This window comes from Flavobacterium sp. GSA192, assembly GCF_006386525.1.
Classification (GTDB): domain Bacteria; phylum Bacteroidota; class Bacteroidia; order Flavobacteriales; family Flavobacteriaceae; genus Flavobacterium; species Flavobacterium commune.
This window is the reverse complement of sequence record NZ_VAHC01000002.1, coordinates 241,588-255,347: the sequence shown is the minus strand read 5'-3', so window position 1 is coordinate 255,347 and position 13,760 is coordinate 241,588. Positions and strand designations below refer to the sequence as shown.

General features: G+C 35.9%; 13 protein-coding genes. 7 read left to right on the top strand and 6 right to left on the bottom strand.

Annotation, left to right across the window (positions count from 1 at the left end):
- Positions 1 to 411: a ribonuclease P protein component gene (rnpA, locus tag FDM27_RS05240; protein ID WP_140485476.1), complete on the bottom strand. Its 411-nt coding sequence runs from the start codon at positions 409 to 411 to the stop codon at positions 1 to 3.
- 123 nt (positions 412 to 534) lie between these two features.
- Between rnpA and FDM27_RS05235 the strand changes: the two genes are divergently transcribed.
- From FDM27_RS05235 to FDM27_RS05205, 7 genes are all read left to right on the top strand, one after another.
- A complete protein-coding gene (locus FDM27_RS05235) occupies positions 535 to 1,269 on the top strand; it encodes a lysophospholipid acyltransferase family protein (protein ID WP_071184431.1) in 735 nt (244 codons plus the stop codon).
- Between the two features lie 14 nt (positions 1,270 to 1,283).
- Entirely contained in the window at positions 1,284 to 2,270 is a 987-nt protein-coding gene (locus FDM27_RS05230) for an acyl-ACP desaturase (protein ID WP_071184430.1), read from the top strand.
- Between the two features lie 156 nt (positions 2,271 to 2,426).
- Positions 2,427 to 3,080 (top strand): HD domain-containing protein, encoded by a 654-nt coding sequence (locus FDM27_RS05225; RefSeq protein WP_140485475.1) that lies wholly within the window; start codon positions 2,427 to 2,429, stop codon positions 3,078 to 3,080.
- 234 nt (positions 3,081 to 3,314) lie between these two features.
- Positions 3,315 to 3,701 carry a hypothetical protein gene (locus tag FDM27_RS05220; protein WP_140485474.1) on the top strand — a complete coding sequence of 129 codons (387 nt, stop codon included), beginning with the start codon at positions 3,315 to 3,317 and terminating at the stop codon, positions 3,699 to 3,701.
- 140 nt (positions 3,702 to 3,841) lie between these two features.
- A complete protein-coding gene (locus FDM27_RS05215; RefSeq protein WP_140485473.1) occupies positions 3,842 to 4,924 on the top strand; it encodes an efflux RND transporter periplasmic adaptor subunit in 1,083 nt (360 codons plus the stop codon).
- 23 nt (positions 4,925 to 4,947) lie between these two features.
- On the top strand, positions 4,948 to 8,193 hold the full coding sequence (locus FDM27_RS05210; RefSeq protein WP_140485472.1) for an efflux RND transporter permease subunit: 3,246 nt from the start codon (positions 4,948 to 4,950) through the stop codon (positions 8,191 to 8,193).
- Positions 8,186 to 9,637, top strand: a complete 1,452-nt coding sequence (locus FDM27_RS05205; RefSeq protein WP_140485471.1) for a TolC family protein — start codon at positions 8,186 to 8,188, stop codon at positions 9,635 to 9,637. The genes FDM27_RS05210 and FDM27_RS05205 overlap by 8 nt, the downstream gene beginning before the upstream one ends.
- A 140-nt stretch (positions 9,638 to 9,777) precedes the next feature.
- Here the strand turns inward: FDM27_RS05205 and FDM27_RS05200 are convergent, their stop codons facing one another.
- The 5 genes from FDM27_RS05200 to FDM27_RS05180 form a co-directional block, all read right to left on the bottom strand.
- The gene (locus FDM27_RS05200; protein WP_140485470.1) at positions 9,778 to 10,332 is read right to left on the bottom strand and encodes a hypothetical protein; all 555 of its coding nucleotides are present in this window, start codon (positions 10,330 to 10,332) and stop codon (positions 9,778 to 9,780) included.
- 19 nt (positions 10,333 to 10,351) lie between these two features.
- The gene (locus FDM27_RS05195; RefSeq protein ID WP_140485469.1) at positions 10,352 to 10,750 is read right to left on the bottom strand and encodes a hypothetical protein; all 399 of its coding nucleotides are present in this window, start codon (positions 10,748 to 10,750) and stop codon (positions 10,352 to 10,354) included.
- Between the two features lie 79 nt (positions 10,751 to 10,829).
- Positions 10,830 to 11,612, bottom strand: a complete 783-nt coding sequence (locus FDM27_RS05190; RefSeq protein WP_140485468.1) for an enoyl-CoA hydratase/isomerase family protein — start codon at positions 11,610 to 11,612, stop codon at positions 10,830 to 10,832.
- Positions 11,613 to 11,621: 9 nt separating this feature from the next.
- Positions 11,622 to 13,037 carry a sensor histidine kinase gene (locus FDM27_RS05185; protein ID WP_083382062.1) on the bottom strand — a complete coding sequence of 472 codons (1,416 nt, stop codon included), beginning with the start codon at positions 13,035 to 13,037 and terminating at the stop codon, positions 11,622 to 11,624.
- A gap of 120 nt (positions 13,038 to 13,157) precedes the next feature.
- Positions 13,158 to 13,709 carry a CopD family protein gene (locus FDM27_RS05180; RefSeq protein ID WP_140485467.1) on the bottom strand — a complete coding sequence of 184 codons (552 nt, stop codon included), beginning with the start codon at positions 13,707 to 13,709 and terminating at the stop codon, positions 13,158 to 13,160.
- Positions 13,710 to 13,760 lie beyond the last annotated feature (51 nt).

Below are 13,760 nucleotides of genomic sequence, written 5' to 3'. Positions count from 1 at the left end.
TTATTTAGCGGGCTCATCATCCTTTTCAGAAGATTCTTTTTTCACATTCTGGGCTACAAACTTTTCAAACAATTGAATGGTTTTAGTATTGATTTCTTCATAAGACAAATGCTCTTTAGTTTGATAAAAAAACATAAAAGCATACGGTTTGTCTAAATTATCTAAAAGAATGTGTTTGTTAAGTCGGTAGGTTTCGCGAAGGATGCGTTTGAAACGATTTCTGTCAACGGCTTTCTTGAAGTATTTTTTAGAAACTGAAACTCCCATTTTAATTCTTTCGTTCTCGTTTAAAGAACCCGAATGATAAACCAATCGCAACGGATATTTTGAAACCGATTTACCTTCAGAGAACAACAATCCAATGGTGATTTTACTTTTTAGTTTCTCGTTTTTTGGATAATTGAAGCTCATTTTTTAGGAAAACACATTATTTTTTAAAGCACAAAGGTACGATTTAACACTAAACCTATTATTATTTAGGAATTAAATAGCACTAAAAATTTATTTCTTACTTTTGCAGCTAATTTTTTAAGAATGCAAAAACTTATTTCGTATCCAATATCCATAATTTATTATTTATGTTTTGGACTTACGTTAGTAATTTTCCATCCAATTCAATGGATTTGCCTGAATCTTTTTGGTTATCAGGCACACAAAAAAAGTGTCGATTATCTGAACTTTTTTTTATTAAAATGCACTAACTTAGTAGGTACCACTTATAAATTTGAAAACAGGGACAGCATACCTCAAGGAGTTCCGTTAATTTTTGTGGCTAATCATCAAAGTATGTACGATATTGTGGCTATGATTTGGTATTTGCGACGATTTCATTGTAAATTTGTAAGTAAGAAAGAGTTAGGCAAGGGAATTCCGAGTGTTTCTTATAATTTAAGACATGGTGGCGGAGCCTTAATTGATAGAAAAGACCCTAAACAGGCCATTCCTGAAATTAAAAAATTATCCGAATACATTGAAAACAACAAACGTTCGGCAGTAATTTTCCCTGAAGGAACAAGAAGCAAAACGGGTAAACCAAAAGAATTTGCCCAAACCGGATTAAAAATATTGTGCAAAAATGCGCCCTCAGCCTATATTGTTCCAATAAGCATTAACAATTCATGGAAAATGGTAAAATTTGGTTTTTTTCCGGTAGGTCTGGGAAATCATCTTACCTTTGTGGTTCATAAACCTTTAAAGGTGAGTGAATTTAGCTTTCCTGAATTAATGGAGAAAACGGAAAGTGCGGTAGTAAAAGGAATACAATTTTAATATATATAAATAAAATGTCTATAAAAAACATTCGATTAGAAGTTATGCAGTTTTTGGAAAAAAACGTGACTGGCTATATGGATCAGTATTTGATTCCAGTGGAACAAATATGGCAGCCGTCTGATTTTTTACCCAATTCTGAAGGAGATAATTTCTTAGAAGAAGTAAAAGAGTTACGCGAAATATCAAAGGATTTACCTTATGATTTCTGGGTAGCAATGGTGGGTGATATGATTACCGAAGAAGCACTTCCAACTTATGAAAACTGGTTGATGGAAGTGGAAGGAGTAGATAATGAAGAGAGAAATGGTTGGTCTGCCTGGGTTCGTCAATGGACAGGGGAAGAAAACCGTCATGGCGATTTACTAAACAAATACCTGTATTTATCAGGTCGTGTGAACATGCGAGAAATTGAAATGACCACCCAACACCTTATCAATGACGGATTCGACATTGGAACCGGTAGAGATCCTTATAAAAACTTTGTTTACACCAGTTTCCAAGAATTAGCAACCTATGTTTCTCACAATAGAGTTTCGCAATTAGCTAAAAACTATGGTGATAAAAAACTCTCTAAAATGTGTAAGATGATTGCGGGAGACGAAATGCGTCACCACCATGCGTACAGCCATTTTGTGAGTGAAATTTTCAAAGTTGACCCTAGCGAAATGATGCTTGCTTTTCAATACATGATGAAAGCTAAAATTGTAATGCCAGCACATTTCCTGAGAGAATCAGGACAAAAAATCAGCTCTGCATTCGAATTATTTTCTGATTCAGCACAACGTATTGGCGTTTATACAGCCAATGATTATGTTGAAATCATGCAAAAATTAATTGATAAATGGGAAATTGACAAGATTGCAGGTTTAACAGACGAAGCCGAAAAAGCCCGTGATTACCTGATGAAATTACCGGCCAGAATGGCAAGAATTTCGGAAAGATTGGTAATTCCTAAAGAATCCCATATCTTCAAATGGGTAGAACCTGCGAGATTGTAAATCTAAGATTTCAGAAAGCAGATTTAAGATTTAAGATTTTTTGAAATTTATTTTTGCCATTGAAATTGAGTTATAAAACACAATTTAGTTAATTTAAAATGTTGATTTTTGAAGTTTTAAAGCTTTGAAAATCAACATTTTTTTTAAAACAAGAACATGAACAACAGCGACATTATCAGTAAAACAATCACTTTTGTAAAAGAACAACTCAATAATGCCGAAGGTGGTCACGACTGGTTTCATATTGAAAGAGTCTATAAAAATGCCTTATTGATTGCTAAAGAGGAAGTTTGCAATCTACAAATAGTCCAACTCAGCGCTTTGCTTCACGATATCGCCGACAGTAAATTTCACGATGGGGATGAATCAGTGGGACCAAAAGTAGCCAGAAGATTTCTGGAATCTCAAAATGTAGCCGGAGAAATTATCGATGCAGTTATCAATATCATCGAAAACATCTCTTTTAAAGGAGGTAATTTCGAAAAAAAATTCAGCTCGATAGAATTAGATATAGTTCAGGATGCGGATCGTTTAGACGCCATTGGAGCCATTGGGATTGCCAGGGCATTCAATTATGGCGGATTTAAAAACAGAGCACTCTATGATCCTAAAATTGCGCCAAACCTCAACATGAGTGCTGAAGAATACAAACGCAGCCAGGCACCAACAATTAATCATTTTTATGAAAAACTGTTGCTGCTAAAAGACAAAATGAATACTCCAACCGGAAAAAACATAGCAAAGGAAAGACATCATTTTATGGAAAAATTCCTCTCACAATTTTATGCCGAATGGGAAGGTGTTAAGTAAACAGTATTCAGATTTCAGTATTCAGTTGACAGAATTCATTATTAAAAAATATTACAGATTAACACAATCACCTTTTTTTATTCAAAAAAAGTAGTGTTTCACCCTATTTTTTAGTCATTTACCCTGAATTAACAAATATTTATAGAGAACTTCTTGCCAGTATAATTTAGTAAATATACATTTGTCGCCTTAATGAGAAAGGCAATAAAACATATTATCCCTTTATGTATAATAATGCTACTAAGCAGCAGTTCTTTATTTGCCCATACATTAGCTACAACAGCTTTGCTAGCCACTTCTTCAGAAACAATCACAAAAGAGACTGCTAATCATACAAACTTAGAACATCTTTTTGATAATAGATCTTCGATATCCGATGCAATGTTCGAAACCTACCAGAAAAAAGAAATTCTTAGTTCTGATAATGAGGAAGAAGATTCAGAAACTACGGCTACAAAAAAAGTCCTGGAAAAACAATCTTATCAACTCTCTTTTTTCCAACAGCAGGCAGCACCCGCTTTTATATCTTATATCAAGAAAACTCAAGCTTTCTGCAAAGAGCTTTCCTACCTACCCTCTTGTAATTCACTTTACATTATATTCGAGGTTTTCCGAATTTGATTCCAACTTTTTAAACATTTATTGCTTACACCCTATTATTTCTTATCCCTAATTGAGATAAGCTAAATAAGGTGTCCAGGTTGTTGTTTTATACTTCAGCCTAAAAATCATCCCATTGTTTTAAAAAGTTAAAGAAAATCATGAAAAAAAACGCAATTTTCATTGGTCTTATGGCCGCGTTATGCACTATTGGCTGCAACTCACATAAAGAGGAAAAGAAAGAAGAAACCACATTTAATGTTACTAATCCTGTGGCAATGGACACTTCAATTGTTAAAGAATATGTGTGCCAAATCCACTCTATTCAGCATATTGAAGTAAGAGCACTGGAAAAAGGATACCTTCAGAAAATTTATGTAGACGAAGGACAAAAAGTTAGAAAAGGACAAGCCTTATTCGGCATTATGCCAAATGTTTATCAGGCTGAATTGCAAAAAGCAAAAGCAGAAGGAAATGCTGCTTCGATAGAATATAAAAACACTAAACTTCTTGCCGATAACAAAGTAGTTTCAGCAAACGAACTGGCACTTTCCAAAGCCAAATTGGACAAAGCCAACGCTGAAATAAACTTAGCAGCAACCCATCTTGGTTTCACCAACATTAAAGCCTCTTTTGACGGTATTGTCGACCATTTACTGGCAAGGGAAGGCAGTATGCTTGAAGAAGGGGAACTATTGACCTCTCTTTCCAATAACAGTAAAATGTGGGTTTATTTTAATGTTCCCGAAGCGGAATATTTAAACTACATCATGAGCGCTGATAAAAACAAGAAGCAAAAAGTGAATTTGCGCATGGCAAACGATATGATATTCAATCAGTCAGGTATCGTAGAAACCATTGAAGGGGAATTCAACAACGAAACAGGTAATATTGCCTTTAGAGCAACATTCCCTAACCCACAAGGCATTTTAAGACATGGGGAAACAGGATCCATCCTGATGACTGTTCCTTTGAAAAACGTACTTATCATTCCGCAAAAAACAACTTTTGAAGTTTTGGACAAGCGCTACGTTTTTGTAATTGATAAAAACGGAGTGGTTAGACAAAGAGAAATTACTATTGGAGCTACTTTAGAAAACCTTTTTGTTGTGAAAAGAGGATTGGATGTAAATGATCACATTCTGTTAGACGGATTGCGATTGGTTAAAAACAACGAGAAAATAAAATTTAATGTTGAAAATCCTAAAAAGGTCTTATCAACTCTTGATGTTTACGCCGAGTAAAACCCCCCTTAAAGAACAACAAAATGTTTAAAAAGTTTATTCAAAGACCGGTCTTAGCGATTGTTATTTCGGTCATCATTGTATTTATGGGCTTGCTTGCCATCAAACAATTACCCATTTCGCAATTTCCTGAAATTGCACCAACTACCGTAAACATCTTTATCGCCTATCCGGGTTCGAGTTCAGATGTATTGGTAAAATCAACTTTAATTCCGCTGGAAACAGCCATTAACGGAGTACCGGGAATGCGTTACATAGCTTCCGATGCCACCAGTGCGGGAGAAGGAACTATTCGTGTCATTTTTGAACCGGGAACCGATCCCAACGTCGCCGTAATCAGGGTCAAGACCAGAGTGGATCAGGTGATGCCTTTATTACCTGATTTAGTACAACGCGAAGGGGTTATCATTACTCCTGTTCAGCCAAGTATGTTGATGTATGTGGATTTGTATAGCAAAAAAGGGCATGAAATAGATGAAAAATTCCTTTACAACTATGCTTATACAAACATGCTTCGCGAAATACAACGTATCAACGGAATTGCCAGTGCACAAATCCTGGGTAGCCGTAAATATGCGATGCGTATTTGGCTAAAACCAGACAGAATGCGTGCTTATAATATTTCTGCTGAGGAAGTAATGAAAGCCATGCAGGAACAAAGTATTTTGGCAAGACCGGGACGACTAGGACAAAGTTCGGGTATAAAATCACAATCGCTCGAATATGTACTAACCTATAGAGACCGATTTAGCGAACCTCAGGAATACAAAGACGTAATTATCCGTGCCAATGCCAATGGTGAGGAAATAAAATTAGGCGATATTGCCAATGTAGAATTAGGAAGTGAATTCTATGATATCTACGATAACTTAGACGGAAAACCATCAGCTTCCATCGTTTTAAAACAAACGTTGGGAACAAATGGTAGTGATGTAATCAGAGATGTAAAAGCCAAATTAAAAGATCTGGAAAAAGACCTTCCTCCAGGAGTTGGTTACAAAATTAGTTATGATGTATCGAGTTTCTTAGACGCTTCTATCGAACAGGTAATCGATACGCTTAGAGATGCCTTTGTTCTTGTTTCGGTGGTAGTATTCCTGTTCTTAGGCGACTGGCGTTCGACGCTTATCCCGGTTATTGCTGTACCTGTTTCCTTGATTGGAGCATTCTTCGTTATGCAAATGTTTGGTTTGTCTATCAACCTGATTACCTTATTTGCTTTGGTACTAGCCATTGGTATTGTGGTCGATGACGCCATTGTAGTCGTCGAGGCCGTCCATGTAAAAATGGAAGAAGAACATCTCACGCCTTTTAAAGCTTCAAAAGCGGTATTAGGCGAAATCGGGGGAGCAATTATCGCGATTACATTGGTAATGGTTTCGGTATTTATTCCTATTTCGTTTATGACAGGACCAGTTGGGGTTTTCTACCGTCAATTCTCAATCACAATGGCGGGATCTATTATCATCTCGGCAGTTGTTGCGTTGACATTGACACCGGTACTTTGTGCTATGTTACTGAAACACAATCACGGTCATGCTAAGAAAAAATCACCTATCGATCGATTTATCGATTGGTTCAACAAAGGATTTGAAAAACTTACCGGACATTATGTGGGTATCTTAAAGCACATTGTGAACCGAAGAGTCATTACTTTCGGGATATTAATTGGATTCTGTTTTGCCACTTATTTTACTAATCAGGCACTTCCGGCTGGTTTTATTCCAAGTGAAGATCAGGGGATGATTTATGCTATTATTCAAACGCCTCCGGGAACGACATTAGAACGTACCAATGATGTTGCTAAAAAATTACAACGCATTTGCGTGGAAATCGATGGTGTGTCTTCCGTTTCTTCTTTGGCGGGTTATGAAATCATGACTGAAGGTCGTGGATCGAATGCCGGAACCTGCTTGATTAACCTGAAACCCTGGGAAGAAAGAAAGCATTCGGTTCATGAAATCATGGAAGAATTGGAAAACAAGTCCAAAAATCTGGGAGCTGTTATCGAATATTTCGAACCACCGGCGGTTCCGGGATTTGGTTCATCAGGAGGTTTCTCTATGCGTTTATTAGACAAAACCAATGGAACCGATTATCAGGAATTCCAAAGGGTAAATAACGATTTCCTTGCTGAGTTACAAAAACGAAAAGAACTAACCGGAATCTTTACCTTTTATTCTGCCAATTATCCACAATTGAAACTGAACATTGATAACAAAGCTGCAATGCAAAAAGGGGTTTCTATAGGTAAAGCCATGGACAACCTGAATATCCTTATTGGAAGTACTTACGAACAAGGATTTATCAAGTTCGGTCAGTTCTTTAAAGTATATACTCAGGCAGCTCCTGAATATCGAAAAATCCCTTCGGATTTGGAGAAACTTTTCGTAAAAAACGAAGCAGGCGAAATGGTTCCGTATTCTGCTTTTATGAAAGTAGAAAAACAATTAGGACCTAATGAAATTACACGATACAACTTGTACAATTCAGCTTCTATTCGTGGATTACCAGCTAAAGGATATACCAGTGCCGATGCCATTAATGCGATTAAAGAAGTAGCACAATACAAACTTCCAAGAGGATATGATATTGCCTGGGAAGGATTGTCTTATGACGAGGCTAACAGAGGAAACGATGCTTTGTATGTATTTGGTATCGTATTGATATTCGTTTATCTGGTTTTGGCAGCACAATATGAAAGCTTTGTAATGCCATTGGCTGTACTGCTATCGTTACCTGTTGGATTCTTTGGTTCATTCGCTTTATTACAGTTAATGGGATTGTCGAATGACGTTTATGCCCAAATTGGGGTGATTATGCTTATTGGATTACTCGGTAAAAATGCCGTATTAATTGTCGAAGTCGCCGTCCAGAAGCGGGCTCAGGGAATGAGTATTGTTGATGCCGCCATGGAAGGAGCTAAACTGCGTTTCAGACCTATCCTGATGACCTCATTTGCCTTTATTGCAGGATTGATTCCATTAGTTATTGCAACTGGTGCCGGAGCCATTGGTAACCGAACTATTGGAGGTTCTGCTATGGGAGGAATGATTATCGGAACAGTATTCGGAGTTTTTATCATTCCTGGATTGTATTACACCTTTGCCAAAATGAGCGATGGCCGTAGTTTGATTCAAGACGAACATACCGAACCGGCTTCAGAAGAATTCATGAGAGCCAGTGAAGGAGAAAGCAGCCTGAAACTGAAACTCAAAGCAATGAACAAACAATTGAAAGAACTAATGAACAGAGACAAAAATGAATAAAGCAATTTTCAAATATATAAACCTAAGGTCAGGAATAACCCTGACCTTAGCTACCCTAATCTTCCAAAGTTGTGTTCCTGCCAAAACAACCCGTGAAGTTAAAAACACTTTGCCTGATAATTTTCAGAATGTTGTTTCCAAAGACACTACTAATTCCGCCCAAATTAAATGGAAAACCTTCTTTAACGATCCGCAATTAGCGGCACTTATTGATACCGCTCTGGTAAACAATCAGGAACTGAACATCATGTTGCAACAGGTAGATATTGCCAAGAATGAAATTCAGGCCAGAAAAGGAGAATACTTACCGTTTGTAGGCATTCAGGCTGCTGCCGAAGTGGAAAAAGTAGGACGTTATACCAGTCAGGGAGCTAATGATGCTAATACTGATATCAAACCCGGTGAAGAATTCCCGGAACCTTTAAAAAATTATAAAGTTGGCGCATTTGCCACTTGGGAAGTGGATGTTTGGAAAAAACTGCGCAATGCCAAAAAAGCTGCGGTAATAGAATATCTTTCTTCTGTAGAAGGCAAGAATTTCATGGTAACCAATCTGATTGCCGAAATAGCTGATTCTTATTACGAATTGCAGGCTTTGGACAACAAACTGGAGATCCTTACCCAAAACTTAGAATTGCAAAATAACGGTTTAAGAACCATTCGACTTCAAATGCAGGCTGCCAAAGCAACAGCTCTGGGGGTTAAAAGATTGGAAGCAGAGGTGTATAAAAACACTGGAGAATTGTACTCAGTAAAACAGGAAATTATTGAGGCTCAAAACAAACTCAATTTCTTGATTGGTCGTTCACCACAAGCAATACAACGCGATTCGGAACATTTTATAGACCAGAAAATAGATACTGTCTATTCCGGTATTCCTTCACAGCTCTTGACTAATCGTCCTGATATCAGACGAGCCGAGTATGAATTGCAGGCAGCCAAACTGGATACACAGGTTGCCAGAGCTAATTTTTATCCGTCGTTTACGTTAAGAGCTGGTGTGGGATTAGAATCCTTCAAGACTAAATACCTTACTACAATGCCTGAATCTTTGCTGTACGGTTTAGCCGGCGATATGGTAGCTCCGTTAATCAACAGAAACGCTATTAAAGCCCAATATTACAATGCCAACGACAAACAACTACAGGCGGTATTTGATTACGAAAAAACCGTTTTAAATGCCCATATCGAAGTTCTCAATGGTTTATCTAAAATTGAAAATCTTAGAAAGAGCTATGCTCAAAAAGAACAACAGGTAGCTGCTTTAAAGAACTCTATCGAGATTACGAATAAACTTTTCAGCGCAGCCAGAGCCGATTATATGGAAGTTTTATTAACCCAACGCGATGCTTTAGAGTCCAGACTTCAATTAGTGGAAACTAAAAAAGATCAAATGACAGCGAGGGTAAATATCTACAAATCATTAGGTGGCGGATGGAATTAATTTCTAGTTTTAATAGTTTTTCCAACCCCTCCTAAAAGCAGCAAAGCCACTCAATTTGAGTGGTTTTGTTGTTTTTTGTTTATAAAATTAAACTAAAAAATTTATTTAAAACATAAATTTCTAAAAGTAGCTTGAGAACCTTATATTTTTAATCCATTTCTATAATCTTCTGTACTCTTTAAAATCTCAGAAGGTTTTTTTGTAATAAATTCTAAATCTACATCTTCATAATCCATCATACTCATTGCAATTAAATCAACTTTATCAAGTCTTTTCAAAATTGCTGAAATTTTCTTTAATTCTTCAATTTTATTAACACAGGAATTAATTTGGGTACATTTTAGTATGTAATCTTTTTTAATTTTACTTATACAATTATCACAATATTTTTTCTCATCATAATACAAAAAAGAATATTCAAAATTAGTATTACAAAAATTACATTTACTAATTTTCAAACTCTCTTCAAAAATTCTTTTTTCTTTTTCATTTTTAACTTCCTCTTCCGCAACTTTAAGGCCAAGTAGGACTCCCCCAACTCCCCCCATAATACTAAAAATTATAGCTTGATATTTCTGTTTTTGTTCTAAATCATTCTTTTTTGTATAAAAAGAATCGAAAACAAATCCAAAAAAGCCACCTAAAATACAGCCTAAAACACCACCAATAATTGGGTACGAAATGTACTTAATCATGATTATATAAAATATTAAATTAAATCCCCTTAGCTTTCATTTCCAGAATAACATCCGAAGGATTTAAAAAAGTAGGTGCCTGCTCGGTAATACTTCCTGCTCTTTTCTTGTTCAGTTTAAAAACCACATCTTGTTCACTGGTAAACAATAATGCACTTAAAAAAGGATTATTCATATAAGATGCCAAAATTGGGTAAGTATCATCCAAACTATGAAAACTCTCTACTTCTTCGGTTTTATATCGGGCAATGACTGACATTTTCATCAGGTCATTTTCCAGTAAAACGGGACGAACATAAATATTCTTTAATTCAGTATCTCCTATTGTTTTTGCCAGGGTTAATTTGGCAAAAGTTTTAGCTGATATACTCTGTTTCACTCTTTCCCAAAACAGGACAAATATAGGCTCGTATGACATGTTGTTTTTAATTATTTTATTCTGAAATGGGATTCTCTAGTATGAAACTGCAAACCGCTACTGTTTTCTGAATACTCTTTTACTCCCCCGTAAAAACCGCTTTTCTTTTCTCTAAAAAGGCTTTGGTTCCCTCTTTGAAATCTACAGTTCCAAAACATTTCCCAAAGGATTTTATTTCTGTTTCAAAACCGTTCTCCCCTTCTTTGTAATTAGCATTAATGGCGTTTATAGCCATACTAATGGCTGCGGGAGAGTTTTTAATAATCCTTTGTGCTATTTGATTGCAGTAAGGCAACAACTCTTCCTTCCCTACTACGTGGTTTACTAAACCTGTTCTGTAAGCTTCCTCAGCCGTTACCATACCGGCAGTAAGAATCATTTCCATAGCACGACCTTTGCCTATTAATTGCGGCAAGCGCTGTGTTCCTCCATAACCGGGAATTATTCCTAATGAGACTTCCGGAAGCCCCATTCGGGCAACATTAGAAGCCACACGAATATGACAGGCCATAGCTAATTCTAAACCACCTCCAAGAGCAAATCCATTGATGGCAGCAATAACCGGGACTTTTAAATTTTCGACAAAATTAAATAAGGTATCCTGTCCCTGAGCTGCAAGTTGTACTCCTTCTTCTACCGAAAAACGGGCAAATTCAGCAATATCAGCTCCCGCAACAAATGCTTTCTCTCCACTTCCTGTCAAAATAATAGCTCGCGTATCCTGATTTTGTTCCAATTCAGAAAAAGCATGATGCAATTCCTGAATAGTCAGTTTATTTAAAGCATTTAATTTTTCCGGACGATTAATAGTAATAGTTGCAATAGTTTGCTCTTTTTCAATCAAAATATTTTTGTAGCTCATGGTATTGATTTAAGAGTTAATAATTGGGAGAGCAACTGTAAAACAAGTTCCTTTTCCGAATTCAGTATCAAAGACAATTGTTCCTTTATAGTTTTCAATAATATTTTTTATAATACCTAATCCTAGTCCCATTCCACTACTTTTGGTAGTAAACTTAGGTTCGAAAATCCGATTCATATCTTCAGCTTTTATTCCTATTCCGTTATCTTCAACCAGAATTAAAACATTATTGGATTCTTTTTTCACCGTTACTTTTACTGTTTTAGTTTCTTGTTCCTCCGGAATGGACTGAATGGCATTTTTTACTAAGTTAGTAATAATTCGAATTAATTGTGTTCGATCTATTTTAGAAATTATCTCCGGTGAATCACTTTCGAAAATAATATGCTCTTCATTAAAAATATCCAAAGCTAATTCTACCACCTCTACCACATTCAAAGTCTCATTTTGTTGCGCCGGCATCGAAGCAAAATTCGAAAAGGCAGAAGCAACAGCACTCATCGTATCAATTTGCTGAATTAAGGTTTCGGAGTAATCTTTCATTTTTTGCAAAATATTAGGATCCTCAGGATTAAATTTTCGCTGAAAACTCTGCACTGTCAATCGCATTGGTGTTAGCGGATTTTTAATCTCATGTGCCACCTGTTTTGCCATTTCACGCCAGGCTTCTTCTCTCTCACTTTGTGCTAATTTGATGGCACTTTTTTCCAGTTCATCTACCATTTGGTTATAAGCATTAATCAACAAATTGATTTCTTTACTGCTGGCCGTGAGTAAGATCTTCTCGTTTTTTTGATTCAAACTGGTTTCATTCAATTTATCTGAAATAGTTTTCAGTGATTTTGTAATGTAAGACGAAAGAAAATAAGCCAGTCCAAAAGCCACAATCAACATAAAAGAATACACCTGACCTAGACGAATTAAAAAACTGTTTAATTCTTTGTCATAAAACCCATCATCTTCCTGATAAGGTAAGTTTAAAACCCCCAATGGCTTGAATTTATCGTCTTTAATTTGGGTAAACGACGATCTGTTTTTTATTCCGTTAATGGTTTTAATGTCTTCATACCGTTTTTCAATCGAAGAACGAACTAATTTAAGAATGTATTTCGGAATAGGGGCTGCTGTTTTATCTACCGAAAAAGACTCTTTTGAGGATTTCAATAACTTTCCTTCTAAATCATAAACATTAATTTCAGTATTATGAATATGGGCTAATTCGTGAATTTTATCCTTAAAAATCAACTCCAGATTTTCAGTTGTTAGCGGATAAGTAGTAGTTGAAAGCACATAATTGATATGTTCCCGAACCGCATTTTCTTTTCGCTCTAATCGTTCACGATGGTATTCTTTAGCTTCATTTTTAAACTGAACAATAGAAATTGAAGCTAATAAAATCGAGGAAACAATTATCACTACGATCATCGAAAGAAAAATTCGAACTCGCAACGAAAGCATGGATAATTTGAAAATTCTAAGCATAGTTTTTAGTGTTCAGTATTCAGTTTCTTTAGTGTTCAGTGCCAACTGAATACTGTTAACTGCTTACTGTTTTCTCTCTCTAATTCTTTTATAAAATTTAAAACCCAGCATAATTAAAACCGAAAATAATACAATCCCAATTACACCATAAATCCAGTTAACAGCATTTTTTAAAATCACTAAAAATACTACTGCAAAAAGAATGATGGTAGCTCCTTCATTCCACAAACGCATGAAATTCGTCGTGTATTTTACGGCATCATTTTGCAATTGTTTAAATATTTGGTGGCATTTTAAATGATACAAATACAACACAAAAACAAAGCCAAGTTTAACATGCATCCAGGGCATTTGCAACCAGGCATTTCCCGTAGGGGTAAAAAACAACATCCAAAAAGCAAAAATACTCGCTAAAATTGCCGATGGCCAGGTGATAATATACCACAGCCTATAGCTCATGATTTTAAACTGTTCTTGCAAAATCTCCTTTTCGGGAGAAGGTTTATCGGCTGCTTCAATTTGATACACAAACAAGCGAACAATATAAAAAAGTCCGGCGAACCAGGTGATTACAAAAATTAAATGTAGCGATTTTAGGTAGTTGTAATATTCCATAAAGAATTTTAGATTTTAGATTTCTGATATTATGTATTCTGATATTATGTA

What these genes read in the sequence shown, in the direction of transcription:
- rnpA (WP_140485476.1), bottom strand. Translation starts at nt 411, where the DNA reads ATGAGCTTCAATTATCCAAAAAACGAGAAACTAAAAAGTAAAATCACC.
- FDM27_RS05235 (WP_071184431.1), top strand. Translation starts at nt 535, where the DNA reads ATGCAAAAACTTATTTCGTATCCAATATCCATAATTTATTATTTATGT.
- FDM27_RS05230 (WP_071184430.1), top strand. Translation starts at nt 1,284, where the DNA reads ATGTCTATAAAAAACATTCGATTAGAAGTTATGCAGTTTTTGGAAAAA.
- FDM27_RS05225 (WP_140485475.1), top strand. Translation starts at nt 2,427, where the DNA reads ATGAACAACAGCGACATTATCAGTAAAACAATCACTTTTGTAAAAGAA.
- FDM27_RS05220 (WP_140485474.1), top strand. Translation starts at nt 3,315, where the DNA reads ATGCTACTAAGCAGCAGTTCTTTATTTGCCCATACATTAGCTACAACA.
- FDM27_RS05215 (WP_140485473.1), top strand. Translation starts at nt 3,842, where the DNA reads ATGAAAAAAAACGCAATTTTCATTGGTCTTATGGCCGCGTTATGCACT.
- FDM27_RS05210 (WP_140485472.1), top strand. Translation starts at nt 4,948, where the DNA reads ATGTTTAAAAAGTTTATTCAAAGACCGGTCTTAGCGATTGTTATTTCG.
- FDM27_RS05205 (WP_140485471.1), top strand. Translation starts at nt 8,186, where the DNA reads ATGAATAAAGCAATTTTCAAATATATAAACCTAAGGTCAGGAATAACC.
- FDM27_RS05200 (WP_140485470.1), bottom strand. Translation starts at nt 10,332, where the DNA reads ATGATTAAGTACATTTCGTACCCAATTATTGGTGGTGTTTTAGGCTGT.
- FDM27_RS05195 (WP_140485469.1), bottom strand. Translation starts at nt 10,750, where the DNA reads ATGTCATACGAGCCTATATTTGTCCTGTTTTGGGAAAGAGTGAAACAG.
- FDM27_RS05190 (WP_140485468.1), bottom strand. Translation starts at nt 11,612, where the DNA reads ATGAGCTACAAAAATATTTTGATTGAAAAAGAGCAAACTATTGCAACT.
- FDM27_RS05185 (WP_083382062.1), bottom strand. Translation starts at nt 13,037, where the DNA reads ATGATCGTAGTGATAATTGTTTCCTCGATTTTATTAGCTTCAATTTCT.
- FDM27_RS05180 (WP_140485467.1), bottom strand. Translation starts at nt 13,709, where the DNA reads ATGGAATATTACAACTACCTAAAATCGCTACATTTAATTTTTGTAATC.